We start from the raw sequence: 25,255 nt of genomic DNA on the forward strand, positions 1-25,255 counted from the left end.
TTTTTCTTTCCTCTTTTTTCTTTTCCCCATTCCTTCCCACCTTCGCCGGAAGAGATGTGGCGGCTGACCAGCCGTGAGCCTCTTAGAATCCCTTCCCAGCGAAGGAACAAGACATGGCGTTCTTACTTCCCTGAATTCACCCAGGGCAAAACAGTCTCACTTCTCCGAAGGATTCTACAAGGCATCACGGATGGTCAGTCGCCACATCTCCCACGCGTATTACCTTTTTTCGATCACCAACACAAACGGAGCTTGATTCTTCTGGTTCAAATACTGATACTTCAACACAAAATACTGTCCCAAATCAAGCTGCTCACAATAAGCTTCCACCGCTTCTTTTTCCACTACACCTGCCTGATGACCGACATAAATCACAATCGTCATCATCCCACCTGGTCGAAGCAAGGTAAGCCCGGCCTCAATCGCCTGAACCGTGGTCTCTGCCTGTGTCGATAACGCTTCATCCCCACCCGGCAAATACCCCAGGTTAAACATCACCGCCGCCACAGGACCCGCCAGCTGCCCCATCTCCACATGGCTTTCCAAGCGCAGCTCTACCCGATCGAGCATGCCTTCCTCTTCCAGACGCTGACGTGTTTTCTCAACCGCCTGAGCCTGCACATCATAGGCGATGACACGCCCCGTCTCCCCGGTCAGCTGGGCCAAAAACAAGGTATCATTCCCGTTCCCCATCGTAGCGTCGATCAACGTCTCGCCAGGCTTGGCACTTTCCCGGATATAGCGGCGAACCACTTCTAATACATTTGGCATCAAACTCATGGTGTTCTCTCCTCTTCTATGATACTGCTCTATCTAAAATTCCTTGCTTAACCCAATCTGCGCCACACGGCAGGTTCCCGACCGGTATGCCTTCGCTTCCGCAAGCACACGCTCTTCTGTATAGGCGGGCCAGAGGTGCGTAATCCAGAATTCTTTTGCCTCCAGCTGCTCAGCAGCCTCCGCAGCCAGCCCGACCGTCATATGGCCCATCACGGACAGATCGGCCGGTTTGTTTGATTCCAGATAGGTCCCCTCGCAGATGAACAGGTCAGCCCCCTTCGCATACGACGGCCATTTGACATTCGGCCCAGTGTCTGCTCCGTAGATAATTGTCTTACCATTATGCTCGATTCTCATGCCATAGCACTCTACCGGATGATCCGTGCAAAAAAAGCGTACCACCACATCTCCGATCACGATCTCATCGTTTTCATCAATCACATGATGCATTGTCGCGGATTTATAAGTGATCCCGACAGCCTGATTCTGCGTCTCTGCCGGTGCGTATACCGCAAGCGGTGCATCTTTGGCACGGTCGCCCATGCTTTGATGGGCCATCAGACCATACTGCAGCACACCCAAGTCAGCCACATGATCATGATGATAATGTGACAGCAAGAGCGCATCCAACTCAAAGGCCGGCACCAGCTTTGTCAGCTGGCTGATCACACCGCTCCCGCAGTCGATCAGAATATTCACCAAATCCGTCTGTAATAAATATCCGGCTGTCGCACCCCCAGGGCCTGGATAGGGCGACTGAAATCCAAGTACAGTCAAGCGCATGAAACCACTCTCCGTTTCATAGGATGGAAGTAAGTTGGGACAGGAGGTCAAAGATGCAAAAGTCGTGGAAGCATAGTCTGCAAATCGCCTTTACGTATATCGGTACAGTCGTAGGCGCTGGATTTGCCTCAGGGCGCGAGATCTTGGAGTTCTTCGTCCAGTACGGCACACAAGGCTTAATCGGAGTGATTCTATCCGCTTTTCTTTTTGTCTGGGCCGGTGTACAAGTCATGCTTGTCGCCCACCGGATTCAAGCCACATCCTACCAGGAAATGAGCGTCTACCTGTTTGGCAAAACCATCGGCTCTCTCTTCAACATCGTACTGCTGCTGGTCTTGCTTGGAACCACCTCGGTGATGCTCGCCTTTACCGGTTCCCTCACACACGAGACTTTCCACCTGCCGGCACAGATCGGAATCTGGGTGAGCATGATATGTATTTACATCGTGACCGCGCGGGGGTTGGATGCCATTCACTCGGTCAACAGTATTTTTGTCCCGATTCTGATTGGCTTTACGTTTTTGGTCTTCTTCTACACCAAGCCATGGGGAGCCGTTGCATCCACCAGCATGATGATGGTCGAGCCGATCAAGCAAGGTGCCTGGATCAGTTCCCCACTGTACTATGTCGCTCTCAATATTTCCCTGACGCAAGCCGTCCTGATCCCCATTGGACGCGAGAGCAGAAGTGAAAAACCATTAGTACTCGGCGGCATCCTCGGCGGACTCGGGATCAGCCTGCTGCTGCTGCTCTCTTACCTGTCACTGAACAGCAATATGCCACAGATCCAGCTCGTGGATGCCCCGATGATCCATATGCTCTCCGGTCTTGGAAAAGGAATCACCATCCTGTTCGCCATGCTCGTCTTTGGTGAAGTCTTCTCTTCCTTGGTAGCCAACGTCTTTGGTCTGGCCGAACAAGTAAAAAAATACGTGCCGGTACCGTCCACCCTGATTATCTCGTCCATCCTGTTGATCAGCTATGCGATCAGCTTCGTCGGTTTTTCGTCCTTACTCTCTTTATTGTACCCGCTTTTTGGACAGATCGTCGTCTTTTTCCTCTTCATGCTTTTGTACAGGCAGATCAGTGATCCATCCAGCCGACGTATCGGATCATAGAATCCTCTTCCCTAATGAAAAAGGATAAAAGAAAACCTCTCGCTAAGGAGAGGTTTTTCTTTCTGCATATCGGGGCTTTGTCGCTTACGCGAATTCTGCCACGAGTTTTTGGAAGTCTTCTTCAGAGATAGTGAGGTCAGCTTTTGCGAGACCTTCTTCTTTGAAGCCTTGTACGAGTGCCTCGTAAGACTTTCTAGTGGTATCTTGATAGATCAGACCAGTCAAGAGACCATTGTTTTGCATGGAGTAGGACATCGCTTTGATACGGTCGTGTGGGTCATAGCCCTCGATAGAATCAACAGATACGATGTGCTCTTTGAACCAGTCGTAGGTGTTTACTTTGTTAAAGGTTACACATGGGCTGAATACGTTGATCAGGGAGAAACCTTCGTGTTTGATCCCTTTTTCGATCAGATCAGTGAGACCTTTGAGGTCGTTGGAAGAAGATTGAGCAACAAAGGTCGCGCCAGCGGAGAGAGCTACCTCTACTGGAGAGAGGGATTGCTCGATAGAACCAGATGGAGTAGACTTCGTCACGAAACCAGCAGCGGAACGTGGGGAAGTTTGACCTTTGGTAAGACCGTAGATTTGGTTGTCCATAACGATGTAAGTGATGTTCATGTTACGACGGATGGAGTGAACAGTGTGACCCATACCGATCGCAAAACCGTCACCGTCACCACCGGACGCGATTACAGTCAGTTCGCGGTTAGCCATTTTCACGCCTTGTGCGATTGGAAGCGCACGGCCGTGGATACCATGGAGACCGTAGCAGTTGATATAGCCGGAGATACGGCCGGAACAACCGATACCAGAGATAACAGCGAGATTTTCTGGCTCAAGACCTACGTTTGCTGCTGCGCGTTGAATCGCTGCTTGAACGGAGAAGTCGCCGCAACCTGGACACCAGTTCGGTTTAATATTATTGCGAAATTCTTTGAACGTCGCCATGTTTAATCAGCCCCTTGACTTCGGTATAAACTTCGTTAGGAAGGAATGGGTTACCATCATATTTGAGTACGGATTCGATCTTATCTGCGTGACCAACGTTCAGTTTGAGAAGGTTGGTGATTTGACCGGTCGCATTGTTTTCTACCACAACTACTTTACGTGCTTTTTCAACGTAAGGCAGGATTTGTTCCACTGGGAATGGGTGGAGCAGACGAACTTGTGCACGGCTTACTTTTACGCCGTCTTGTTCGAGCAAACCTTTCGCCTCTTCGGTAGTACCACCAAGGGAGTTGATGGTTACGAGCAGTACGTCGGACTCTTCTGCTGGACCGTCAACAAGCACTGGGTTCGGGAAGTTTTTCGCCAGTACGTCGAGCTTGCGGAGACGTTTGTCCATTTGAGCAATACGGTTGGTTGGGCTCTCAGAAGGACGGCCTGTTTGGTCATGCTCAACACCAGTTACGTGGTGCAGACCATATTTTTGACCTGGGATGGTACGTGGAGATACGCCATCTTCGGTAACTTCGTAGCGTTTGAATTGGTCGTTTTGTTCCATCTCAGGCAGTTCTTGACCTGCGAGGAGTTTACCACGACGGATTTGGATTTTGCTGTAGTCGAAAGGCTCAACAGTTGCTTTACCGAGGGAGAGAGCCAGGTCAGTTGCGATGATAACTGGAACTTGGTATTCTTCCGCGATGTTGAACGCTTCGATGGTGTCGTAGAAGCACTCTTCAACAGTGGTTGGTGCCATTACCACTTTAGGGATTTCACCGTGGGTACCGTAGATCAGAGCGTTGATATCGGATTGTTCTTGTTTGGTAGGAAGACCAGTGGATGGACCGCCACGTTGGGTGTCAACGATTACAACTGGAGTTTCAGTCATACCCGCAAGACCGATTGCTTCCATCATGAGCGCAAGACCAGGACCTGCAGATGCAGTCATCGTGCGCACGCCACCGTAGTTACCGCCGATCGCCATGGTGATTGCTGCGATCTCGTCTTCGGTTTGGATTACAGTACCGCCGAATTTAGGCAGTTTTTTGATCAGGTATTCCATGATCTCGGAAGCTGGTGTGATTGGGTAAGCTGGCATGAAGCGGCAGCCTGCTGCTACTGCACCAAGAGCGATTGCATCGTTACCAATCATGAACAGACGTTTGGTACCATCTGCTTTTTCGAGTTGGAATTCAGGAAGTTGTCCGCCGGTTTGTTCGTTAACGAATGCAAAACCACGGGTAATCGCTTCCATATTTTTCTCAACCACTTTTTCACCTTTGCGGAGGAACATGTCTTCCACGATGTTGCGGAAGCCTTCCACCGGAATACCGAGGATTGCAGAAGTTGCACCGATAGACACCATGTTTTTCATGAGGGAGGTGCCGAGTTCTTCCGCGATCTCAGTCAAAGGTACTGCGAGAAGGCGTACAGGTTGCAGACCTTCTGGCAAGGTTGGATTGAATTTCGCATCAGCGATGATGACACCGCCATCACGAAGCTCGTGTGCGTTGAGATCGATTGTCTCTTGGTCAAACGCTACCAGAATATCCAGTACGTCAGAGATTGCACGCAGAGGCTTAGTGCTTACGCGAATTTTGTTGTTGGTATGTCCCCCTTTAATACGGGAGGAGAAGTGGCGGTATCCATACAGGAAATACCCCATTCGGTTCATCGCAATAGAAAAGATCTCACCAGTAGACTCGATCCCTTCACCTTGCTGTCCTCCAACTTTCCAAGAAAGTTGACTAATCATTACAATTCCACCCCTTCAGTGACTGTGAGAAAGTGTCTCCACCTGTCATCCATCCACCAATCCACTAACGATTCCGATACGGTTATCGACACAGAACGTGCAATGTGCACGGATGATATGTGAACAAAATGTGTACAAGCTGAGACAATTGTAGTCCTAGCCTTTCAAAATTGCAAGTGTTTTTTAACCAAAATTACTAATGGATTGGTTCGATGAATGAACCAAGTACATTAATTGCTTTAAGACTATTGTAGCACGGTTCTAAAAACACGCAACCAGTTTTTCGATAAAAATTTATCAACTTCCGCTAATGTGTACCTTTTGTGCAGTTCATCCACCAAAATCGTGTATTTCTTGGCGCTGGTCAGGTCTTGGAAGGTTGTCTCAATCCCATCAAAGTCCGAGCCAAATGCCACATGGTCAACACCGCCCAGCGAACATACATAGTCCAGATGACGCAGCACATCGTCTACCGTGACATCGCGGCGCTCCCTTGTATAGAAGAAATCCACGAAAGACAGACCGATCACACCACCGCTCTGGATCAGCGCCTTGATCTGCTCATCCCGCAGGTTACGGGGATGGTCATGCAGAGCACGGACATTGGAGTGGGAGGCGATTACAGGTGTTTTGGACAGCTCCAGTGTATCCCAGAAGCCTGGCTCGGCTACATGGGAGACATCAATCATCATGCCCAGCTGGTTCATCTCCTTGATCACCTTGCGCCCAAACAAAGATAAGCCGCTTGGGTTCGGCTCTTCACACCCGTCGGCCACTTCATTGCGAAAGTTCCATGTAAGCCCCATCCCACGTACGCCAAGGCGGTACAACGTCCGTAAGTTGGTCAAAGATTCTTCTAGAGGGTGCGCTCCTTCTACAAACAGAATAGCCCCTTTCTTTCCCTTTAATACGCATTCATCCAAATCATTTCGCGTATAGATCGGCATAAGATCAGGGCTTATCACCTTGTCATGGAAAATATCAATCATCTCAAGTGCGGCTTGAAACTTCTGACCGTACCGAATCCGTGTCGGTACATAGGAGGCAAATACCTGTATCCCGATTTTTGCCTGTTCCATCTCCGGAAAGCTTACCTGCAGCCGCTCATCCTCCTGATAAAACGACAACTCCTTATGCTCCCACAGCTTAGAGAGGGCATCACAATGCGCATCAAAAATGTTCATCTATGTACCTCCATCCTACTCTATTGACCTCATAGGTCCCCTATTGAATCGTATCCGTAAAAATGGACATGAAAAAACCTGTTTATTCTTCGTGGAACAAACAGGTAGGAATTCCGTGGTTTACATCTATCATCTGGGTTCTACAATCAACTTGATCGCTGTGCGCTCTTCTCCGTCAATTACGATATCGGTAAAGGCAGGAATGCAGATGAGATCAACACCACTCGGCGCTACAAACCCTCGTGCGATCGCTACTGCCTTCACTGCTTGGTTAAGCGCCCCCGCACCAATTGCTTGAATTTCAGCTGCTCCTCGTTCACGAAGGACTCCAGCCAGGGCACCAGCGACAGAGTTGGGGTTAGACTTTGCTGAAACTTTTAATACTTCCATCCTTTTGTACCTCCCGTCTGATAGATAGAATATCTGCTATCTCTAGAATGATATTCGCATAACCCCGAAAAATTCCTGCATTTTACGTTTAAAATTCAAAAAATTCCGATCTGTTTCCATTATTCCATAAAAGGAGAGTGTGCGTCAATTCTAATACGTTGAATCTTGACAGTTTTGCCAGAAGTTTTATCAAAAGTAAACAAGACGGCATTCAGTTGGGTCGGGCCTTCTGCCACTTCGAACCGGACTGGAAGTTGTGTCAGGAATTTCTTGATCACAGCGCCTCTCTCCATCCCCAGGATCCCGTCGCTTGGACCGCACATCCCGGCATCTGTGAGATAACCTGTGCCACCCGGCAAAATACGCTCATCCCCGGTCTGAACGTGGGTATGTGTCCCAACCATACCGCTGATGCGACCATCGAGATACCATCCCATCGCCTGCTTCTCGGAGGTGGCCTCAGCATGGAAATCTACAAAAATGAACTTCGTGCGCTTCCGTGCTTCCTCCACCAGCTCGTCCGCTACCGTGAACGGACAATCCAACGGCGGTAAGAAGGTACGACCCTGCAGGTTGATCACAGCTAATTCGCCTTCCGATGTCTTCACGTATGTAATGCCGTTGCCCGGTGTCCCCACAGGAAAGTTGGCCGGACGGATCAAACGGGTCTCACGGTCAATAAAATCGAAGATATCTCTATTATCCCACGTATGATTTCCCATCGTAAGGGCTTGAACTCCTGCTTCAAATAGTTCTTTGGTAATTTTTTCAGTAATCCCACGACCATTCGCAGAGTTCTCTCCGTTCGCTACGATCCAGGTCGGCTGGTATTTGCTTTTGAGACGTTTCAAGTATTCTTTTACCATGTCACGTCCCTGCGAACCTACGATATCTCCTAAAAACAACAAACGCATCTATTGGTCACCTCAATGTTTGATATCAAGTCTTTCTTACGTAAGCATAGCATAGTTATAAGTATGTCTCCAAAAATGGAGGAAAAAAAATAAAGTGGCAGGTTCGCCACTTTATTTTGCATACTCAACGGCACGAGTCTCGCGGATAACAGTCACGCGGATATGACCCGGATAGTCGAGTTCATTTTCGATCCGTTTGGTAATTTCACGAGCCAATCGTACGGCTTCCACATCGTCAATCTTCTCTGGCTGTACCATGACGCGTACTTCACGACCTGCTTGAATCGCGTAGGACTTCTCGACTCCTTCAAAGGACTCAGAGATTTCCTCCAGCTTTTCAAGACGCTTGATGTATGTCTCAAGCGTTTCGCGGCGTGCGCCTGGACGAGCAGCAGACAATGCATCAGCTGCACCTACGAGCATCGCGATCACAGAAGTTGGTTCAGTATCCCCGTGGTGGGATGCAATACTGTTGATCACTACTGGGTGCTCACCGTATTTTTTCGCTAATTCTACGCCGATTTCGACGTGGGAACCTTCGACTTCGTGGTCGATCGCTTTCCCGATATCGTGGAGAAGACCTGCGCGTTTTGCGAGTTTGACGTCTTCTTTCATCTCGGCTGCCATGAGGCCTGCGAGATGCGCCACTTCCATCGAGTGCTTCAATACGTTTTGACCATAGCTTGTACGGTAACGCAGACGACCCAAAATCTTGATCAGGTCTGGATGCAAACCATGTACATCTGTCTCAAACGTAGCTTGTTCCCCGTATTCACGAATACGCTCATCCACTTCACGACGTGCTTTCTCCACCATCTCTTCAATACGAGCTGGATGGATACGACCATCTGCAACAAGCTTATCAAGCGCTGTCTTCGCGATTTCACGGCGAATCGGGTCAAAACCTGAGAGAATAACTGCTTCTGGCGTATCGTCAATGATCAAGTCAATACCTGTCAGCGTTTCAAGAGCACGAATGTTACGTCCTTCACGACCAATGATGCGACCTTTCATCTCATCGTTTGGCAGTGTGACTACAGATACAGTCGTCTCAGCAACGTGGTCAGCTGCACAGCGTTGGATCGCTGTCGTGATGATCTCACGCGCTTTCTTATCGGCATCTTCTTTCGCTTGGGTCTCAATTTCTTTAATCATGATTGCCATATCGTGACGAACTTCATTCTCTACGTTAGAGAGGATGATATTCTTCGCTTCTTCCTCAGTCATACCAGAAATTCGTTCAAGCTCAGCCACTTGCTGTTTATATAATTGCTCAACTTTGGCCTCTACATCAGCGATAGCGCGTTCCCGGTCATTCAGATCGTTATCTCTGCGTTCCAATTGTTCCATTTTGCGGTCGAGAGATTCTTCTTTTTGAAGGACACGTCGTTCCTGACGTTGAATCTCGTTACGTCGTTCCTTCAATTCGTGCTCAGCATCAGAGCGAAGCTTGTACACCTCGTCTTTCGCCTCAAGCACTTTCTCCTTTTTCACAGCTTCCGCATCACGCTTTGCTTCTTCTACGATCTGCTTCGCTGCTTCCTCCGCGCTGGAAATCTTGGCTTCCGCAATTGATTTACGTAAGAAGTAACCTACACCAAAACCAATACCAAGTGCCACAATGAGCAAGAGAATCGTCAATAGATCCATAACCTTTTCTTACACCTCCCCTTTTTGAGACATCTCCCCGCTTTCCAAGCATTTGTTTTCCCTGTTAGTGTACTCTCTGAATTCTAGATGTGGTATGTCTAGGCTGCATTCAGCAGGTAAACAAGGTCTTCCATGTCGTAGGGAAGCCTAAAAAACAAGACCGATGCTACTCGGTCAGGCTGAATCCGTGTAAATGCTGAACACGGTCGTCCAGTTGTTGATTACGAATTAGCGAAAATATATGAAACACCACGTAATACAAACCTATTTTATTATTTGTTTGCAAGGGTTGTCAAGAAGATAGGGTTGGGTTTTAGTTGGGATGAACTGTAGGTGGGTGGTGGGATGAGAGGCTGCGGTCCGAGTGTTCGCCTTGTTTGACAATCTTTCGAAGATGATTAGACTGCCCGCTCCGAAAGGAACATGGGGGAACGGGGCAAAACATCTGGGTAATACAGGGAAGTGAGACTATTGCCCCTAAAAGCATTCCCCCATGCTCCTTTCTCCGCTGGGTAGATTGTCAAAAGAGGCTGTCACTCGGACCGCACCCTCTCATCCCCGCCAGCTACTGTGGTTCATCCCAGCTAAAAGATTGAAAGGGATAAAAAAAGATCGAAAAAACTTTAGAAGGACAAAATCGAGAAGAGTTTAATATGAGTGAAATACTATTTGAGCCGAACTGGTACAGGATTGTTTATTAATAGAATATATCATTTCCAAACAAAGGAAGCGTTTCCATCCGTGCTCCTTATAGTTCTCGGTTCATTTGAACTCATTTTATATTTTTTTAAAACCTTCCTCGAATTAGCTAACATCATTCTCTCTCCCTAGAACAACTGTTGGCAGAGAAGCAGGGTTCCGATGCGAACCTTTTTGAAAACCCTCCCAGCTGCGAAAAAAACGATGGCGCCCCATCTTCCTCGATTCCGCTCAGGGTCAACCCCATCGCTTGAATCCGCTTCCCCGAACATTTTGGCCCGGACAAGCCATTGTTTCTTTCGCAGCGGACAGTCACTCACCCTGCGGGTTTTCAATCAGGTTCGCATCGGAACCCTGCTTCTCTCTCACCCACACAGTTATTCCCCCCTTCGTAACTCACTACGTAGCTTTTGGATAATCGACAGGTTAAACCCCTTCCGCTGAAGCATCGCCAGCAGCTTCTGTTCCTCTTTTGCATCAAGCGGCAAGGTTTTTCTTCTCAGTTTCCCCTCCAGCAGCTGGCGGGCTGCATTCAGCTCTTCCTCGTATTCGATGTTGCCGATCGCTTGATCAATATGCTTTTTGCTGATGCCCTTTTGCATGAGCTCCTGCTTCAAGGCAAAAGACCCGCGTGGTCGTAGCCTCAGACGCTCCTCTACCCACTTTTGTGCGAAGGTGGCATCATTGATATAGCCTTGCTCCTCACAGCGCTCACGGATGCTTCTGGCAAGCTCAGGCGTGTATCCTTTTTCGATCAGGTGCTTCTCGGTTTGAAAGGCAGTACGTGGGCGGTAGCTGAGGTAGTTGATTGCCTGCATGTAGGCTTTGTTCTGTTCTTCCGCGAGAATGATCTCAGCAAACAGGTTGGGATCGAGCTCTGTTCCTTTGTACAGTTGATATTTGATGAAGATGTCTTCATGGACATCAAAAGCAAGCTCATCCTCTATATAAATCAGGTAGCGGTTTTTATGTTTCGGGTCTTTGTGTACGGAAGTGATCGTTCCGGTCTGCACTGAGGATTCCCTCCCGTATGTATTGGTTGTCTATGAAAGAATAGATAAAAGCAAGCAGAAAGCCTGTCGATGGGCGACAGGCTGTTTCCGCTTATATAGGGGTAAGCACTACTTATAGATGAATCTTATTCGAGCTCGAATTCTGGCTCCAGATCTTCCTCTGGATCGACCACAGCTTCGGTAGCAGGTACAGCACTTGGGTTGAGGCTGTAGTATTCACGGATTTTGTCTTCGACTTGCTGACGGATGTGTGGGTTTTCTTTCAGGAAGAGCTTCGCATTCTCACGGCCTTGGCCAAGGCGCTCATCGTTGAACGCATACCAAGCACCGGATTTGGATACCACATCGAGTTCTGCACCGATGTCGAGGATGCTTGCTTCTTTGGAGATCCCCTCACCGTACATGATATCGACTTCTGCTACTTTGAACGGTGGAGCTACTTTGTTCTTCACCACTTTGATTTTGGTCTTGCTGCCCACTACGTCATTGCCGGCTTTGATAGACTCGGCTTTACGGACATCGAGACGTACAGACGCGTAGAACTTGAGGGCGCGACCACCTGGAGTGGTTTCTGGGTTACCGAACATGACACCCACTTTTTCACGCAATTGGTTGATGAAGATCGCGATGGTTTTGGACTTATTGATAGCACCGGAAAGCTTACGGAGAGCTTGGGACATGAGGCGGGCTTGGAGACCCACGTGGGAGTCACCCATCTCACCCTCGATCTCGGCTTTCGGTACGAGAGCAGCAACGGAGTCAACTACGATGATGTCGACCGCACCGGAACGAACGAGCGCTTCTGCGATTTCGAGCGCTTGCTCCCCTGTGTCTGGCTGGGAAAGAAGAAGTTCTTCAATATTAACGCCAAGCTTGGCAGCATAGACTGGGTCAAGTGCGTGCTCAGCGTCGATGAATGCGGCTTGTCCGCCTTGTTTTTGTACTTCTGCGATTGCATGGAGCGCTACTGTGGTTTTACCGGAGGATTCTGGACCATATACCTCAATGATACGGCCGCGTGGGAAACCGCCAACTCCAAGTGCAATATCCAGAGCGAGAGCACCGGTGGAAACTGTGGATACCTGCATGGCTGCCATATCCCCAAGCTTCATAATGGAGCCTTTACCAAATTGTTTTTCGATTTGACGTAATGCACTCTCAAGTGCAGCGCGACGATCGGTCAAAACCGACACTCCCTTTCACATAACGATTCATTGTGTTTTCTATATTCACTATACAAGAAGATAAAGACGATTGCCAACCTTTTTTTACGAACAAACATTCGCTTAGGACAAAAAGACCATCCAAACCCTTATGGGGCGTGGATGGTCTGTGTTTTGCCAATTATTTGCGTCCGCGCGGCTTCGCTGGTTCGAGGTTGATGCGCTTGCCGTTGATCCGGGTCTGGCGCAGAGATTCGTAGACGAATGGGGCAACCTCTTCTGGTACCTCCACGAATGTGAAGCTCTCAAAAATGTCGATGCGGCCCACGGCTTTGCCTGGGATTCCGACGCTTTCGGAGATTTCACGGACGAGGTCCTGCGGCTTGATGTTGGCGTTGCGGCCTACGTTGAGGAAGAAACGCACCATGCCTTTGGCAGCGCCTGTTTCACCGAAGTTATAAGACTCGGCTTCACCATCTTCACCTGATTCGCTGTGGAAAGCGAGGTGGAGTGCGGCAGCAGCCACTTTTTCAGCAGGATACGTCGCAGTGAGATCCGCCGCTACCTTCAGATACATCTCTGCCATCGCGTCGTTGTCGAGCAGGGAGATGAGCTGTTCGCGCAGCTGCTCCTGCTTGCGCTCTGCCACTTCTTCAAGGGTCGGCACATTGCGGGAGAGCATCGCTGCTTTGGTTTGCTTTTGGATGACAACCATTTGACGCATTTCACGCGGGGTGACGAGTGTCATCGCAATCCCTTTGCGTCCAGCACGACCGGTACGGCCAATGCGGTGCACGTAGCTTTCCGGATCTTGCGGGATATCGTAGTTGATTACGTGGGAGACGTTGCTCACGTCAATCCCGCGCGCGGCTACGTCGGTTGCGATCAGGAACTCGATGCTGCCTTCACGGAACGCTTTCATAACCTTGTCGCGCTGTGCCTGGGACAAGTCACCATGCAGACCGTCTGCAAGATAACCACGGGCTTGCAGAACCTCTGTCAGCTCATCTACGCCACGCTTGGTGCGGCAGAAGATGATCCCAAGTTCCACATCCTCACTGTCCAAGATCCGGCAGAGAGAGTCCAGCTTGTTGCGGTCAAATACTTTGTAGTACACCTGTTCGATCAGCGGTGCGGTTACTTCTTCGCGGCTGACTGCTACCGTACTAGGGTTGTTCATATAACGCTGTGCGAGGCGCTTGATCTCTGGCGGCATGGTCGCAGAGAACAGGAGGGTCTGACGCTCGGCATTGAGATGGCTGATAATTGTCTCAATATCTTCGATAAAGCCCATGTCCAGCATCTCGTCTGCTTCGTCGAGCACCAGCATGTTGACGTTCTCTAAGCGCAGGGTTTTGCGGCGCAGGTGGTCCAGTACACGACCTGGGGTCCCAATCACCACTTGTACGCCTTGTTTGAGGGCACGGATTTGGTGGGAGATGGATTGACCACCATAGATCGGCAGCGTACGGATGCGCTTGTATTTGGAGATGCGGCGCAGCTCGCCCGCTACTTGGATTGCCAGCTCACGGGTCGGCGTGAGGACAATCGCTTGAATTTTGTTGGCTGGAGTGAGACGCTCGATCAGCGGAATCCCAAACGCGGCTGTTTTACCTGTACCGGTCTGAGCCTGCCCGATCAGGTCTCCCCCTTCCAAAATCTTAGGAATGCAGGCAGCCTGAATCGGTGATGGCTCTTCAAAGCCCATATCTTGAATGGCATCAAGGACGCTCTTATGCAGTGGAAAATCAGTAAATACGGTCATTCTTGTCACCTTTCTTTTAGACGTTGCAACATGTAGAATACAGCGAATTTGGATGTGCGGCCGATGATCGCTTTGCGTTGACCGGCCAATTGAATTTGGTGAACGGTGGTGGGCTGGCCTTCTGCTGCCAGACCTATGTAAACCAAGCCGACAGGTTTCCCTTCAGACGGATCGGGTCCAGCCACACCTGTTACGGAAATACCGTAGGTGGCCCCCAGCTTCTGACGGACATTCTCAGCCAAAAGTTTCGCTGTCTGTTCGCTGACAGCTCCATCGGTGTCAAGCACCTCTTGCGGTACACCAAGCAAATCGCGCTTGGCTTCATTCGTATACACGACCGTACCGCCACGATAAACCGACGAAGCGCCAGGGATGGAGGTCAGCAAGGCAGAGAGTGAGCCGCCTGTGCAGCTTTCAGCAAAAGCGATCGTCTCCCCCCGCTCCTTCAGCTGTTCGAACAGACATTCGTGCAGAGAGGTTTCGCCTGTGGCGTAAATATATGTACCCAGCCGATTACGGATCTCGGCTTCTACCGGTGCGAGCAGACGTTCTGCTTCTTCAACCGTTGCTGCACGGGCAGTGATGCGTAAGGTTACTTCAAACTCTTTGGCATATGGAGCGATGGTCGGGTTGCTCTGGGCCTCAATCAGATCGATGAGTCTTTCCTCCAAAGCGGATTCGCCAATCCCGAAGAACCGCAAGACACGGGAATGAAAGATCTGACTCTCCGGCATCAGGGAAGCCAGATGCGGCATCACATACTGATTGACCATCGGATAAAGTTCACTTGGCGGCCCCGGCAACAATACATAGGTCGTACCGTCAACGGTAATCCCCATCCCCGGTGCCATGCCATAGTCATTGGCAAAAACCGTTGAGCCTTCGATTACAAGTGCCTGCTTGCGGTTGTTCTCCGTCATCACAATGCCGCGCTGGACGAAAAACTGACTGATGCGGTCCATCGCCGGTTGATCGGTTACCAATGCACGCTTGAGATGTTCGGCCACAACATCCTTGGTGATATCGTCTTGCGTGGGACCCAATCCGCCTGTAAAAATCAGCAGGTCGGCTCGTTCCGATGCCTCCTGGATCACTTGCAAAAGACGTTTCCAGTTATCTCCCACCGTGGTATGAAAATAAACATGAATGCCCAATTCTGCGAGCTTTTGAGATAAAAACTGCGCATTGGTGTTGGCGATTTGGCCCAGCAATAATTCGGTCCCTACAGCTACGATTTCCGCTCTCATCCCTATTTCATCCCATCTTCATCAAGAATATTCAATGACATTACGGTTTTTCGCAAAATAGTCATAGCCTGAGTAAAGGGTGATGATAACCATGGCCCACATAGCGATGGTGGAGAAAGGAATCCCTACGTGCTCGAATGGTACGTTGCGAATCATCAAAGCGACGGTTGCGACGATCTGAACCCAGGTTTTGACTTTTCCCATCGCACTGGCTGCGATGACTTTTCCCTCTGCCGCGGCAACAAGCCGAAGACCTGTCACGGCAAACTCGCGACTGATGATGATAATGGCAATCCACGCCTCCAGCCGCTGCATCTCCACAAGGGAGATGAGCGCGGCGGAGATGAGGAGTTTGTCTGCGAGCGGGTCGAGGAATTTGCCCAGATTGGTTACGATTTTGCGTTTACGGGCAATGTACCCATCCAGACCATCTGTGCTGGCTGCCAAGATGAATACCAAAGCCGCAATCAGCTCGTTATAAGTCATCGTTATACCGCCAATATTGAACGAACCAAATTGGTAACGAACAAGCATGAAAAACATAACGACAGGAACTAGGAAAATCCTAGCCAGCGTGATGCGGTTGGCTAAATTCACCTACACTACCTCCCCGGCGAGATCGTATTCATAGGAGTGTGTGATCTTCACATTGACTACTTTACCCAGTTCACCTTTATAGCCAGTCACGAATACTTCCCCGTCAATCTCTGGGGCATCGTATTGGGTACGGGCTACGTAAATGTCATTGCGGCCTTCGTAGCGCTCGATCAGAACTGGAAGCACTTGTCCGACAAAACGACCATTGCGCTCAGCGGCGATCTCACGCTGGATTTCCATCAGGATGTTGGCGCGTTTTTCTTTTACGTCATCATCAATCTGGTCTGGCAGACGGGAGGCCGGGGTATCGTCTTCATTGGAATACGTGAACACGCCCAGGCGGTCAAATCGGATATCTTTGATAAATTCGCAAAGTGCCTCGAACTCTTCTTCCGTCTCACCTGGGAAGCCGACGATGAGAGAGGTACGCAGGGCTACATCCGGTACTTGTGCACGGATTTTGCCTACCAGCTCACGGATGTCGCGTTGGCGGCCAGGACGGCGCATGCGCTTGAGAATCGCATCGGATGAGTGCTGCAGCGGCATATCGATGTATTTGCAGACCTTTTTATTGGTCGCAAACTCTTCGATCAGTTCATCAGAGAAGAAGCCTGGGTACGCGTAGTGGAGACGAATCCACTCGATACCTTCCACTTTTTCTAATTCATGCAACAGGGTTGGCAGCATCATCTTGCCATCATAGAGATCGGTACCATAGTTGGTGGAATCCTGTGCGATCAGGCTGATCTCGACAATTCCCTGTGAGGCAAGGTGCTTGGCCTCTTCGACGATGGATTCAATCGTACGGCTGCGGAATCCACCGCGCATGATTGGAATGGAGCAGAAGGTACAGGCGTTGTCGCATCCTTCTGCGATCTTGATGTAGGCGGAGTATGTGCCTTCTTTCACTTTGCGCTTGATGACTTGTTCATAGTTAAACACCGGATTGCCGATCATGGCGGTACGGGTCCCGATCAGGGTGTCTTCGATCACCTTGGTGATGCTCATGAAGTCACCGGTACCTACAACACCGTCTACCTCCGGAATTTCGTTGAGAATATCATCTTTATAACGCTGTGTCAGACAGCCAGACACAATGAGAGATTTCAGCTTGCCGGTCTCTTTCAACTCAGCCATGTCCAAAATTTTATTAACGGATTCTTCTTTGGCTGCATCAATAAAGCCACAAGTGTTAACGATAACAACGGTTGCTTCTTCAGGATTATCGACCAGCTCATAGCCTTTTTCATCGATCAGGTGAGCCATCATATCCGAGTCTACAAGGTTTTTTTCGCAACCCAGGGTTACAATCGCGACCTTTTCACGCGATGTTACTTTCTCGGTCATTTCTTTTCCTCCAATATCGCTTTCAACAGCCCAGATTACACCTACTCAGTATAATATATGGTCTATAGTGTGTCAAAAAAGAAGTGGCTTGTGAGTTTTGCCAGCCATAAGAAAAACCGACTGAGTGGATCAGTCGGTTTATTGCACTTGCGTCGGAGTTGATGCGCCGATTTTGATGTCAAGATTGGCTGGCATCGACTTGATATCTGCAAGTGGGATATTCGCATTATTCACGGTAAATTCCACAACGCGCGGTGCTCCGAGACGGATATACGCGGTGGTACCTGCTTCAAAGACCTTCTCATCGCCTTTTTTCAGCGTGATTTCACCGATTTTTTTGCCGCCCTTGGCTTCGCGTACCTGTACCCAGCAATTGCCGCTGGTCGCTTTGACCTTGATCGTCATCTTGCTTCCAGCATCAAGGGTGTAGAGGTAAGTGGAGCCTTGTTGCTCAACGAATTTGATCTGGCCTGCCGCTTGCTCTGCAGCAAGATCAGGTGCTTCGGCCCCGATGTCAGGGGTCGTGGTGCCAGGTGTGACTGGCGTAACCGGGGTGACTGGTGTAACCGGAGTCACAGGGGTATTGGCCTTGGCTGGAGGAGTTTTCACAGCCGCTGGTTGTTGGTTGGGTTGAATCACATTGGTGTTATCCAGCACTTGGTTGCCAGGGATTGGCTGTGCCGGCTGGGCGTCTTGGTTGTTGACGACCGCCATGTAGATCACACCGATTACGAGGAAAACGAACAGAACCAAAAGTGTCTGAGTCACCCAACGTCCAGCCTGCAATGGTGTGCGGGCCTGTGCGACACGGCGGCGGCGAAGTCTTTCCAGCTGTTCCTGCGGGGGCTGGGCCGGCAAATCACCTTGGAAATGTTCGAGTATATGATTCGGATCTAATCCGACTGCTTCTGCATAGCTTTTGATAAATGCCCGCGCATAGAAGTGACCTGGGAGCACATGAAAATGCCCTCTTTCAATCGCTTCTAAGTAGCGTCTTTGAATCTTTGTGGTTTTCTGGATGTCATCGAGCGAGATTCCTTTTTCTTCTCGGGCTCTCTGAAGCACTTGGCCGAGCTCTGACACTGTTTACCCTCCTTACGTCACGTCAAAATCAGTTAGTCCGCGATTGATCAGTTCGTACGTAATCTCTTCTTCCGGATGATGGCGAAGCTCAATAATATAATGGAAGTCTGATAGTTCATATTCAGATTCGCGCACAAATATGTCCGGATGCTCAATTACCTTGGTCGCGGGGAAGTTCATCATCTCGCGTAACAAGCTGTGATGGCGTTCGGTTGAGCGCATAGTAGAGACGATCCCATCAATTAAATATACATGATCGGAGGACATCTCATCAACAGCGAGCGAGTTACGAACTGTCTGGCGCAGAAGGGTGGATGAGAGGAACGTCCAACGCTTGTTGGCGGAGACGCTTGCGGCGATCATCGACTCCGTCTTCCCTACGCGAGGCATCCCCCGAATCCCGATCAGCTGGTTCCCTTCCTTCTTGAAGATCTCCGCCATGAAGTCGACGAGAATCCCCAATTCATCGCGGATAAAACGGAACGTCTTTTTATCTTCGCTGTCGCGCTCAATATACCGCCCATGTCGTACCGCGAGCCGGTCGAGGAGCGTTGGCGGACGGAATTTATTGATGGTGATGTTGTTTACTTTTAACAGCATATTTCGGAGTACTTCAATCTTATCATTATCATCTGTGCTCAAGAGCATTCCTCGCGTGCTGTCATGGACGCCATTGATCGTGATGATATTAATGTTTAGCATACCCAACATGGAGGCAACATCACCCAAAAGACCTGGTCGGTTCTTATGGATTTTGTATTCCATGTACCATTCGTGACAAACTTTTTCTTCAGTCTGCATACGGTTGATCCCCTATCCCGATTCTTTTTCATCAGTATACCACTCAGACGCGATTCGACAAAGGACTAAAAATGAAAAAATGCCAAAACAAAAACAGCACCCGAAAAAAGGTGCTGTTTTGCTGATCCATTCTACTTGCTGTCATCTTTTACGAGCTTCACCATCATGTTGGCGAGAGCGTGTTGCTCTTCTTCATTTCCGTTTTTCCAAAGTTGAAGGAGAAGACGCTCTTGCTCGTTTTGTGGGTCAACTTGCTCAGCAAGATATCCACCGATTTGGTATGCAACGTTTTTGATAATGTCGGTGTCCATACCTGCTTGCTCTGCTTGTTGCACACGGTCGTGCAAGAATGTTTTCCAATCACCAAAGTTGTCAAGTACTGACATCTCCAATTCCCTCCTTGTGATAGCAACCGGACTAGGTGTCCGTATAGGGTTAGAGTGCCTTCAAATCCACAACTTTATGCATGCAAACGTGAAAATCAGGTGTACCAGCCACCGTTCAGACTGATCACCTGACCCGTGATGTAGCCAGCCTCTGGAGAGAGCAAGTAAGCGACGGCAGAAGCGACCTCCTCTGGCTTGCCCAGACGCCCGAGCGGTATTTCCTCGCTGATCGATTGGATATCCTCTGGGGAAAATTTGTTCATCATCCCTCCTGCCACTGCACCTGGAGCGACGGCGTTGACGGTAATATGGCTTGGCCCAAGCTCCTTGGCAAGTGCCTTGGTGAAGGACAGGATGGCGCCTTTGGTCAGTGAATACAACACTTCACAGGAGCTACCCGTCTGCCCCCAGATTGAGGAGATGTTGACGATTCGGCCAAAGCCTTCGCGGATCATCGCTTGACTGGCGGCTTGGCTTATGAAAAAGGCGGAACGGACGTTGACATTGACCAGATGATCAAACAACTGCGGGGATACATCGGTAATCAGGCCGAAATGATCCACGGAGGCATTGTTCACCACCAGAAGCGGCTTGACAGGCATCGCCTCGAACAGCTGATAGATGGCTTGGACATCAGACAGATCTGCCTGCAGCGCAAACGCAGGAAGGCCGCTTTCGCGACAATACGCGAGAAGCGGCTCCAGCTTATCCCCGGCCGAGTTGTAGTGCAGGTAAAGCGGAATTCCTCTTTGGGCAAGTGCAAAGCCGATTGCCTGCCCGATTTCTCCGGATGCTCCGGTAATCAAAGCCCATGGCGTGTGTGACGGTGCGATCATACAGTCTTACTCTCCTACTCCTTGTTGGCCGCTGCGGAACGGACGATGGATACGGCCATCTGGTCAAAGTTAAAATGCTCGCGCAGACGCTGGTCCACGTCTTGCTGCTTGATGCTCTCCAGTGTTGGAACAATCTGGAACAGGTCAATATCGTTGAATTTGTAGTTGGTGAACTGGTTGGCGATGAATTCAATCGAGTTGAGCGAACGCAGGAACTGACCGATCTTTTTGCGTTTGCTCCGCTCGAAATCCTCTTTTTGCACACCCTTGTTGATCGTGTCTTGGATTGCCTGTTGGATGCTCTCGATGTATTTGTCCGGATCTGGTGTATCACCGCCCACGATGGAGTAAGCATAATCCTTTTCACTGCTGTAGTCATAATCGAATGACTCGGTGATGATCCCTGCTTCGTAGAGCTTCTGGTACGTCTCTGAGCTGCTGCTGAACAGGACGTCCATAGCGATCTTGGTAGACAGCTCCCGCTTGAGCAGATCGGTTCCTGTCTGACCCAGCTTGGTTTCCTTGAAGCCGATGTAGCATTTTGGAATCCCGACAGAAAGCTTTTCTTCGATGCGCTTTTCTTTTACCGGAACGGGCTCCTGCGGGAAGATGCGCTCAATGTTTTCAGCTGGCTTGAACGTCTTCTTCCCCTGGTTGTCGCGGATCACCTGGAGCATCTTCTCCGGCTCAAATGGACCTACCACGAACAGCATCATATTCGCCGGGTGGTAAAAGGTCTCATAGCACTGGTACAGGTTTTCCTTGGTAATCTTGGAGATGGATTCGATCGTACCGGCAATCTCGATGCGTACCGGATGCTCTTGGAACAGGGCTTTGATCAGATTCATGTACACTTTCCAGTCTGGGTTGTCATTGTACATCTCGATCTCTTGCCCGATGATGCCCTTCTCCTTCTCTACGCTCTTGTCGGAGAACCAAGGCTCTTGGACGAAGTTGAGCAGAATATCAAGGTTCGCTTCTACTTTGTCCGTGGAAGAGAACAGATACGCGGTACGGTTGAAGCTGGTAAAGGCATTATAGGAAGCACCGTTTTGAGAAAACTGCTGGAACACATCCCGGTCTTCCTTTTCAAACATCTTGTGCTCCAAAAAGTGTGCGATGCCGTCTGGTACGTGGACCTCTTGGCCTCCGGCAACCTTAAAATGGCTGTCGATGGAGCCATAGCGTGTGGTAAACACGGCATACGTTTTGCTAAAGCCTGCTTTGGGCAGGAGATAGATATTCAGGCCGTTTTCGAGTTTTTCGTGGTACAGGGTTTCGTTGAGTTGTTCGAACGCGGTTGCTTGCATGTGTTAGGCTCCTCCCTTGTTATCTCGCAGCAGGTAGATGGTATCGAGCTGTACTTTAGCGGCCACACGCTTGACATCGTCTACGGTCACTTGGTTGAGCTGGTTGATCAGCTCTTCGAGTTCGCGTTTTTTGCCGGTTAGAAGACCGTTGTAGGTGAAGTCGATCATCAGACGGCTGGAGTCGAGGATTTCTTTGAACTGGTTGTTGAGCGTCGCCTTGGTCTGATTCATCTCGGTCTCGCTGATATTGCCTTGGCGCATATCCTCTACCTGTTCCTTGATAATGGTGACGGCCTTGTCGTAGTTGTTGGCGTCGATTCCGGACATCATCATCAGGACACCTTTGTGGCTTTCCAGACGGGAGACGGCATAGTAAGCAAGGCTTGCTTTTTCACGCACATTGATAAACAGCTTGGAGTGCGGGAAGCCGCCGAGAATTCCGTTCATCACGATCATCGCTGGGTAGTCGTCATCTTTGTAAGTGGTATTGGTGCGTGCCCCGATGTTGAGCTTCGCTTGGTTGACGTCGATGCGTTCCACCACTTCACGGATTTCCTGCACCTGTTTGCTTTCATTGGCCACGGGAAGCTTCTTCACGGCTTTGCGCTCTGGTGTGATATGAGTTTTGACATAGTTCTCAATCCGGGTGCGGTCAACGTCCCCGACGACAAAAATGTCGATTGGGTTCTCGGAGATCAGCTCTTTGTAATAATCGGTCAGTGACTGTGCGGTAATGCCCGCCAGATCTTCCACTTTTCCGTTGACAGAGATCGCGTACGGCTCCCCTTTAAACATCTCTTCGGTGACCCGTTGGTTGGCGTAGCGCATTTTATCATTCATGACGCTTTCGATGCGTTGACGGAGGGATTCTTTTTCAGTGGTCAGGAACTTCTCAGCAAAGACCCCATTCTCCAGATACGGACGGGCCATCACATCCCCGACGAATTGAAATGCCTGCTCTTCGACCGAGGAGGATTCTGAGAGGTACTTTTCATTCGGCACTTCCATGAAGATCTGGAGCAGCTGACGCTCCCCTTTTTTGGCTACATCGGCATCAAAAACAGCACCATAGAGGAAGTCGAGGTGTTCACGAAGCTTTTTTGATTCAGGGAAACGTGCAGTGGCGCGCTTCAACATCAGAGACAGCAACGCGGTCTTCGTCGCATACTGCAACGACAGCTCCTGTTCGATCAACACCACGATGGTCGTGGTTTTAAACTTATTAGTCTGCAAAATATGTAAATTCATCCCATTGACGTGAGACGTTTCAAAGGCAATTTCTTTCACCAAAGCCGCCATACCATCAATCCCTTCATCAAAATGTAGTGGAAAGCTCGTTTCAGGAAAGTCCTGTGAATATCCTTTCTTTATTTTAACCATAAAACAGCAGTTTCAGCAAAAACAAAGCACACTTACACTATTTTTCATGTGGGTATTATTAGCCATCATATGCAGGGGTGTGCATGGTTAGGTGTGGTGTGGTGCTTGAGAGGGTTCGGCTTTCCACTTCCTCGCCTTCTTTGAAAACCCGGAGGGGTATGACTGTCCGCTGCGAGGAAAACAAGGGCTTGGACAGGTCAAAAAATTTCGGGGAAGTGAATTCAAGCGGTGAGTTTGCCCCTGAGCTGAATCAGGAAGCAAATGTCGCCCTTGTTTTCCTCTTCGCTGGGTGTGTTTTCAAAAGAGGCTCGGCTGCGGAAAGCCGAACCCTCTCAAACAGCTATGGTGGGGAATAAAAGAGAAAGGGAAAACAGTAAAAATATAAAAAATACAAAGCTGATACATAAAAGCATGAGGGCAGGGCATCTTGTATTTACCTGTGGCGATATTCCTAATATCACAGTTTCAGGAACCTTTTCTTTTCTCATTTTTCTTTTCTCTTTTTTCTTTTCTCTTTTTATTGTCACTGTACCTTGCTCCCCACCAGAGCATGAGATGCATCTGTTTGTAAGGAGACCGGCTGAACGACAGTGAGGGAAAGGCGACTGGAAAACAGATGCATCTCATGCTCCTGCCGGAGCAACTACCATGACACAAAAAGAAAAAGAGCCGCCATGGTGGCAGCTCCCCTATCACAGATCAGATGAGTCAAAATCTGATGCCGTATTTTCGATTTCATGAGTCTCATCGAACCGTCCGCACTCTTGATTCAGACAGAGTACACCGTTCAATTGATTGTCTGAAAACACATGACCGCGGTCGTGACCGCAGTACGGGCATTTCCACATGGTATCGTCCCCCTTACCTTGTGTGACGCTACCGTTAGTGTACCCTGTTTAGACAACCTTATTTGATTCGATGTACTTCAAATAGTTGTATGGATTGACAGGTCTGTCATTTTTCGCGTAGTAAAGACCAAAATGCAGATGTGATACAAATTTTCCTTCTGTCCCTTTGACACCATAACCGCTGTCACCGACGAAGCCGATCAACTGACCTGCTTTGACATAGGTGCCGGTACGCAGAGCAGGGGCGTAGGCATCAAGATGGGCGTAGTAAAATTTATAGTTACCTGTATGATCGGTTATGTTGATACGCCATCCGCCGAATTGATTCCAGCCGATTCGATTGATTCGACCGGAAGCAGCGGCATAGACCGGGGTTCCTTTTTTGGCAACGATATCGATACCTTCATGTTGACGGGCTGCTGTACTGTTACCGTTGTAGGAGCGACCGTCGCCATAGGTGTTGTAGAACGGCTCGTACCAGCTATCGGCCGCAATGGGGAAATAGCTTTTTTGCGATTTTAGCTTCGGAGCAAGGGTGGCACCGTACTTCGCCACCTCCGCGCTGGCTGTAGGAGATTGGGTCGACTGAATTTTGCTCTCAGACGATTCTGACGCACCGCCTAATACGGGGATGACGAGGTTGCTGCCAACCATAATCATATCATCGGTAAGCCCGTTTTCCTGTTTGATCAATTCGACTGGCACACCATATTGCTTGCTGATCAGCGAAAGCGTCTCCCCCGCCGCAACCAGATGTTTGTCTGTTTTTGTACGGGTATAGATACTCGCCACTCGGGATATGTTGTCCCACTCGACCTGATAACCGAGAGTCTCCGACACAAATCGAATCGGCAGATAAGTGCGGTTGTAAAGAAGGATCGGCGCTGCTTCAAGCGTTACGGACTCGCCGTTTACCTTCGCTGTTTTATCATTGATGGTCAGAATGATCTCTTGATCCTTGGTTTCGATCGTGACCTGATCGGTCTCACTGTCGTAGGCGATCTGGTCCCCTGTGTTCTCCGAAATCGCCCGGATGGGGACGAGCATACGGCTGTTACGGATCACAGGCTGTGTATCGGTTGCGATTCCTTTTCTATCTATCATGAACGAGATGACTGGCCCTGGTGCCACAGTTGCAGCAGATGCAACCTCGCCAGATGCCATTCCCAAAAGTGTTGACGTTACCAGCACCCCGAACAATTTTGAAACGAAATGGTAGGGCTTGTTTCCCTTGCCTCCTGCCATTTGTATCCCTCCTTG

General features: G+C 49.6%; 24 protein-coding genes. 1 reads left to right on the forward strand and 23 read right to left on the reverse strand.

Features of this window, described 5'->3' with window-relative positions; genetic code table 11:
• Nucleotides 1-219 precede the first annotated feature (219 nt).
• Both mnmM and FGI41_RS05330 read right to left on the reverse strand, forming a co-directional pair.
• Nucleotides 220-774: a tRNA 5-(aminomethyl)-2-thiouridylate-methyltransferase MnmM gene (gene mnmM / locus FGI41_RS05325; RefSeq protein ID WP_139489063.1), complete on the reverse strand. Its 555-nt coding sequence runs from the start codon at nt 772-774 to the stop codon at nt 220-222.
• Between the two features lie 39 nt (nt 775-813).
• Entirely contained in the window at nt 814-1,563 is a 750-nt protein-coding gene (locus FGI41_RS05330; protein WP_139488896.1) for an MBL fold metallo-hydrolase, read from the reverse strand.
• Nucleotides 1,564-1,616: 53 nt separating this feature from the next.
• On the opposite strand from FGI41_RS05330, the gene FGI41_RS05335 reads away from it, so the two are divergent.
• Nucleotides 1,617-2,681 (forward strand): YkvI family membrane protein, encoded by a 1,065-nt coding sequence (locus FGI41_RS05335; protein WP_139488897.1) that lies wholly within the window; start codon nt 1,617-1,619, stop codon nt 2,679-2,681.
• 84 nt (nt 2,682-2,765) lie between these two features.
• Here the strand turns inward: FGI41_RS05335 and FGI41_RS05340 are convergent, their stop codons facing one another.
• The 21 genes from FGI41_RS05340 to FGI41_RS05435 all read right to left on the reverse strand — a co-directional run bounded on the left by FGI41_RS05340 (nt 2,766) and on the right by FGI41_RS05435 (nt 25,240).
• A complete protein-coding gene (locus FGI41_RS05340; RefSeq protein ID WP_139488898.1) occupies nt 2,766-3,632 on the reverse strand; it encodes a 2-oxoacid:ferredoxin oxidoreductase subunit beta in 867 nt (288 codons plus the stop codon).
• Nucleotides 3,604-5,382, reverse strand: coding sequence for a 2-oxoacid:acceptor oxidoreductase subunit alpha (locus FGI41_RS05345; protein WP_139488899.1), 1,779 nt, complete (start codon nt 5,380-5,382; stop codon nt 3,604-3,606). Before FGI41_RS05345 ends, FGI41_RS05340 begins: the two co-directional genes overlap by 29 nt.
• A gap of 245 nt (nt 5,383-5,627) precedes the next feature.
• The gene (locus FGI41_RS05350; protein WP_139488900.1) at nt 5,628-6,566 is read right to left on the reverse strand and encodes a dipeptidase; all 939 of its coding nucleotides are present in this window, start codon (nt 6,564-6,566) and stop codon (nt 5,628-5,630) included.
• 129 nt (nt 6,567-6,695) lie between these two features.
• The gene (gene spoVS / locus FGI41_RS05355) at nt 6,696-6,956 is read right to left on the reverse strand and encodes a stage V sporulation protein SpoVS (protein WP_003385776.1); all 261 of its coding nucleotides are present in this window, start codon (nt 6,954-6,956) and stop codon (nt 6,696-6,698) included.
• Nucleotides 6,957-7,075: 119 nt separating this feature from the next.
• Nucleotides 7,076-7,870 carry a TIGR00282 family metallophosphoesterase gene (locus FGI41_RS05360; RefSeq protein ID WP_139488901.1) on the reverse strand — a complete coding sequence of 265 codons (795 nt, stop codon included), beginning with the start codon at nt 7,868-7,870 and terminating at the stop codon, nt 7,076-7,078.
• 111 nt (nt 7,871-7,981) lie between these two features.
• Nucleotides 7,982-9,520 (reverse strand): ribonuclease Y, encoded by a 1,539-nt coding sequence (gene rny / locus FGI41_RS05365; RefSeq protein WP_139488902.1) that lies wholly within the window; start codon nt 9,518-9,520, stop codon nt 7,982-7,984.
• A gap of 1,076 nt (nt 9,521-10,596) precedes the next feature.
• Nucleotides 10,597-11,232, reverse strand: coding sequence for a RecX family transcriptional regulator (locus FGI41_RS05370; protein WP_139488903.1), 636 nt, complete (start codon nt 11,230-11,232; stop codon nt 10,597-10,599).
• 125 nt (nt 11,233-11,357) lie between these two features.
• Nucleotides 11,358-12,416: a recombinase RecA gene (recA, locus tag FGI41_RS05375; protein WP_139488904.1), complete on the reverse strand. Its 1,059-nt coding sequence runs from the start codon at nt 12,414-12,416 to the stop codon at nt 11,358-11,360.
• A 160-nt stretch (nt 12,417-12,576) separates the two neighbouring features.
• Nucleotides 12,577-14,160: a DEAD/DEAH box helicase gene (locus FGI41_RS05380; protein ID WP_139488905.1), complete on the reverse strand. Its 1,584-nt coding sequence runs from the start codon at nt 14,158-14,160 to the stop codon at nt 12,577-12,579.
• 5 nt (nt 14,161-14,165) lie between these two features.
• A complete protein-coding gene (locus FGI41_RS05385; RefSeq protein WP_139488906.1) occupies nt 14,166-15,407 on the reverse strand; it encodes a competence/damage-inducible protein A in 1,242 nt (413 codons plus the stop codon).
• A 21-nt stretch (nt 15,408-15,428) separates the two neighbouring features.
• Nucleotides 15,429-16,004 carry a CDP-diacylglycerol--glycerol-3-phosphate 3-phosphatidyltransferase gene (pgsA, locus tag FGI41_RS05390; RefSeq protein ID WP_139488907.1) on the reverse strand — a complete coding sequence of 192 codons (576 nt, stop codon included), beginning with the start codon at nt 16,002-16,004 and terminating at the stop codon, nt 15,429-15,431.
• Nucleotides 16,005-17,351 carry a 30S ribosomal protein S12 methylthiotransferase RimO gene (gene rimO, locus FGI41_RS05395; RefSeq protein ID WP_139488908.1) on the reverse strand — a complete coding sequence of 449 codons (1,347 nt, stop codon included), beginning with the start codon at nt 17,349-17,351 and terminating at the stop codon, nt 16,005-16,007.
• 138 nt (nt 17,352-17,489) lie between these two features.
• Nucleotides 17,490-18,434, reverse strand: coding sequence for a helix-turn-helix domain-containing protein (locus FGI41_RS05400; protein WP_139488909.1), 945 nt, complete (start codon nt 18,432-18,434; stop codon nt 17,490-17,492).
• A gap of 12 nt (nt 18,435-18,446) precedes the next feature.
• Nucleotides 18,447-19,235 carry a DUF3388 domain-containing protein gene (locus FGI41_RS05405; protein WP_139488910.1) on the reverse strand — a complete coding sequence of 263 codons (789 nt, stop codon included), beginning with the start codon at nt 19,233-19,235 and terminating at the stop codon, nt 18,447-18,449.
• Between the two features lie 131 nt (nt 19,236-19,366).
• The gene (locus tag FGI41_RS05410) at nt 19,367-19,621 is read right to left on the reverse strand and encodes a DUF3243 domain-containing protein (RefSeq protein WP_139488911.1); all 255 of its coding nucleotides are present in this window, start codon (nt 19,619-19,621) and stop codon (nt 19,367-19,369) included.
• A gap of 95 nt (nt 19,622-19,716) precedes the next feature.
• Nucleotides 19,717-20,457, reverse strand: a complete 741-nt coding sequence (gene ymfI, locus FGI41_RS05415) for an elongation factor P 5-aminopentanone reductase (protein ID WP_139488912.1) — start codon at nt 20,455-20,457, stop codon at nt 19,717-19,719.
• A 14-nt stretch (nt 20,458-20,471) separates the two neighbouring features.
• Nucleotides 20,472-21,767, reverse strand: a complete 1,296-nt coding sequence (yfmH, locus tag FGI41_RS05420) for an EF-P 5-aminopentanol modification-associated protein YfmH (protein WP_139488913.1) — start codon at nt 21,765-21,767, stop codon at nt 20,472-20,474.
• Nucleotides 21,768-21,770: 3 nt separating this feature from the next.
• A complete protein-coding gene (gene yfmF / locus FGI41_RS05425) occupies nt 21,771-23,066 on the reverse strand; it encodes an EF-P 5-aminopentanol modification-associated protein YfmF (protein WP_139488914.1) in 1,296 nt (431 codons plus the stop codon).
• 413 nt (nt 23,067-23,479) lie between these two features.
• Nucleotides 23,480-23,674 carry a hypothetical protein gene (locus FGI41_RS05430; protein ID WP_139488915.1) on the reverse strand — a complete coding sequence of 65 codons (195 nt, stop codon included), beginning with the start codon at nt 23,672-23,674 and terminating at the stop codon, nt 23,480-23,482.
• A 165-nt stretch (nt 23,675-23,839) separates the two neighbouring features.
• Nucleotides 23,840-23,995: a hypothetical protein gene (locus tag FGI41_RS24775; protein WP_176560130.1), complete on the reverse strand. Its 156-nt coding sequence runs from the start codon at nt 23,993-23,995 to the stop codon at nt 23,840-23,842.
• A 48-nt stretch (nt 23,996-24,043) separates the two neighbouring features.
• Nucleotides 24,044-25,240: a stalk domain-containing protein gene (locus FGI41_RS05435; RefSeq protein WP_139488916.1), complete on the reverse strand. Its 1,197-nt coding sequence runs from the start codon at nt 25,238-25,240 to the stop codon at nt 24,044-24,046.
• Between the last annotated feature and the right edge of the window lie 15 nt (nt 25,241-25,255).

The organism is Brevibacillus dissolubilis (assembly GCF_006170445.1).
Taxonomy (GTDB): Bacteria; Bacillota; Bacilli; order Brevibacillales; family Brevibacillaceae; genus Brevibacillus_B; species Brevibacillus_B dissolubilis.

Coding starts and splice junctions, on each gene's coding strand:
- FGI41_RS05330 (WP_139488896.1), bottom strand. CDS start 1,563: ATGCGCTTGACTGTACTTGGATTTCAGTCGCCCTATCCAGGCCCTGGG.
- FGI41_RS05335 (WP_139488897.1), top strand. CDS start 1,617: ATGCAAAAGTCGTGGAAGCATAGTCTGCAAATCGCCTTTACGTATATC.
- FGI41_RS05340 (WP_139488898.1), bottom strand. CDS start 3,632: ATGGCGACGTTCAAAGAATTTCGCAATAATATTAAACCGAACTGGTGT.
- FGI41_RS05345 (WP_139488899.1), bottom strand. CDS start 5,382: ATGATTAGTCAACTTTCTTGGAAAGTTGGAGGACAGCAAGGTGAAGGG.
- FGI41_RS05350 (WP_139488900.1), bottom strand. CDS start 6,566: ATGAACATTTTTGATGCGCATTGTGATGCCCTCTCTAAGCTGTGGGAG.
- spoVS (WP_003385776.1), bottom strand. CDS start 6,956: ATGGAAGTATTAAAAGTTTCAGCAAAGTCTAACCCCAACTCTGTCGCT.
- FGI41_RS05360 (WP_139488901.1), bottom strand. CDS start 7,870: ATGCGTTTGTTGTTTTTAGGAGATATCGTAGGTTCGCAGGGACGTGAC.
- rny (WP_139488902.1), bottom strand. CDS start 9,520: ATGGATCTATTGACGATTCTCTTGCTCATTGTGGCACTTGGTATTGGT.
- FGI41_RS05380 (WP_139488905.1), bottom strand. CDS start 14,160: ATGACCGTATTTACTGATTTTCCACTGCATAAGAGCGTCCTTGATGCC.
- FGI41_RS05385 (WP_139488906.1), bottom strand. CDS start 15,407: ATGAGAGCGGAAATCGTAGCTGTAGGGACCGAATTATTGCTGGGCCAA.
- rimO (WP_139488908.1), bottom strand. CDS start 17,351: ATGACCGAGAAAGTAACATCGCGTGAAAAGGTCGCGATTGTAACCCTG.
- FGI41_RS05405 (WP_139488910.1), bottom strand. CDS start 19,235: ATGCAGACTGAAGAAAAAGTTTGTCACGAATGGTACATGGAATACAAA.
- FGI41_RS05410 (WP_139488911.1), bottom strand. CDS start 19,621: ATGTCAGTACTTGACAACTTTGGTGATTGGAAAACATTCTTGCACGAC.
- ymfI (WP_139488912.1), bottom strand. CDS start 20,457: ATGATCGCACCGTCACACACGCCATGGGCTTTGATTACCGGAGCATCC.
- yfmH (WP_139488913.1), bottom strand. CDS start 21,767: ATGCAAGCAACCGCGTTCGAACAACTCAACGAAACCCTGTACCACGAA.
- yfmF (WP_139488914.1), bottom strand. CDS start 23,066: ATGGCGGCTTTGGTGAAAGAAATTGCCTTTGAAACGTCTCACGTCAAT.
- FGI41_RS24775 (WP_176560130.1), bottom strand. CDS start 23,995: ATGTGGAAATGCCCGTACTGCGGTCACGACCGCGGTCATGTGTTTTCA.
- FGI41_RS05435 (WP_139488916.1), bottom strand. CDS start 25,240: ATGGCAGGAGGCAAGGGAAACAAGCCCTACCATTTCGTTTCAAAATTG.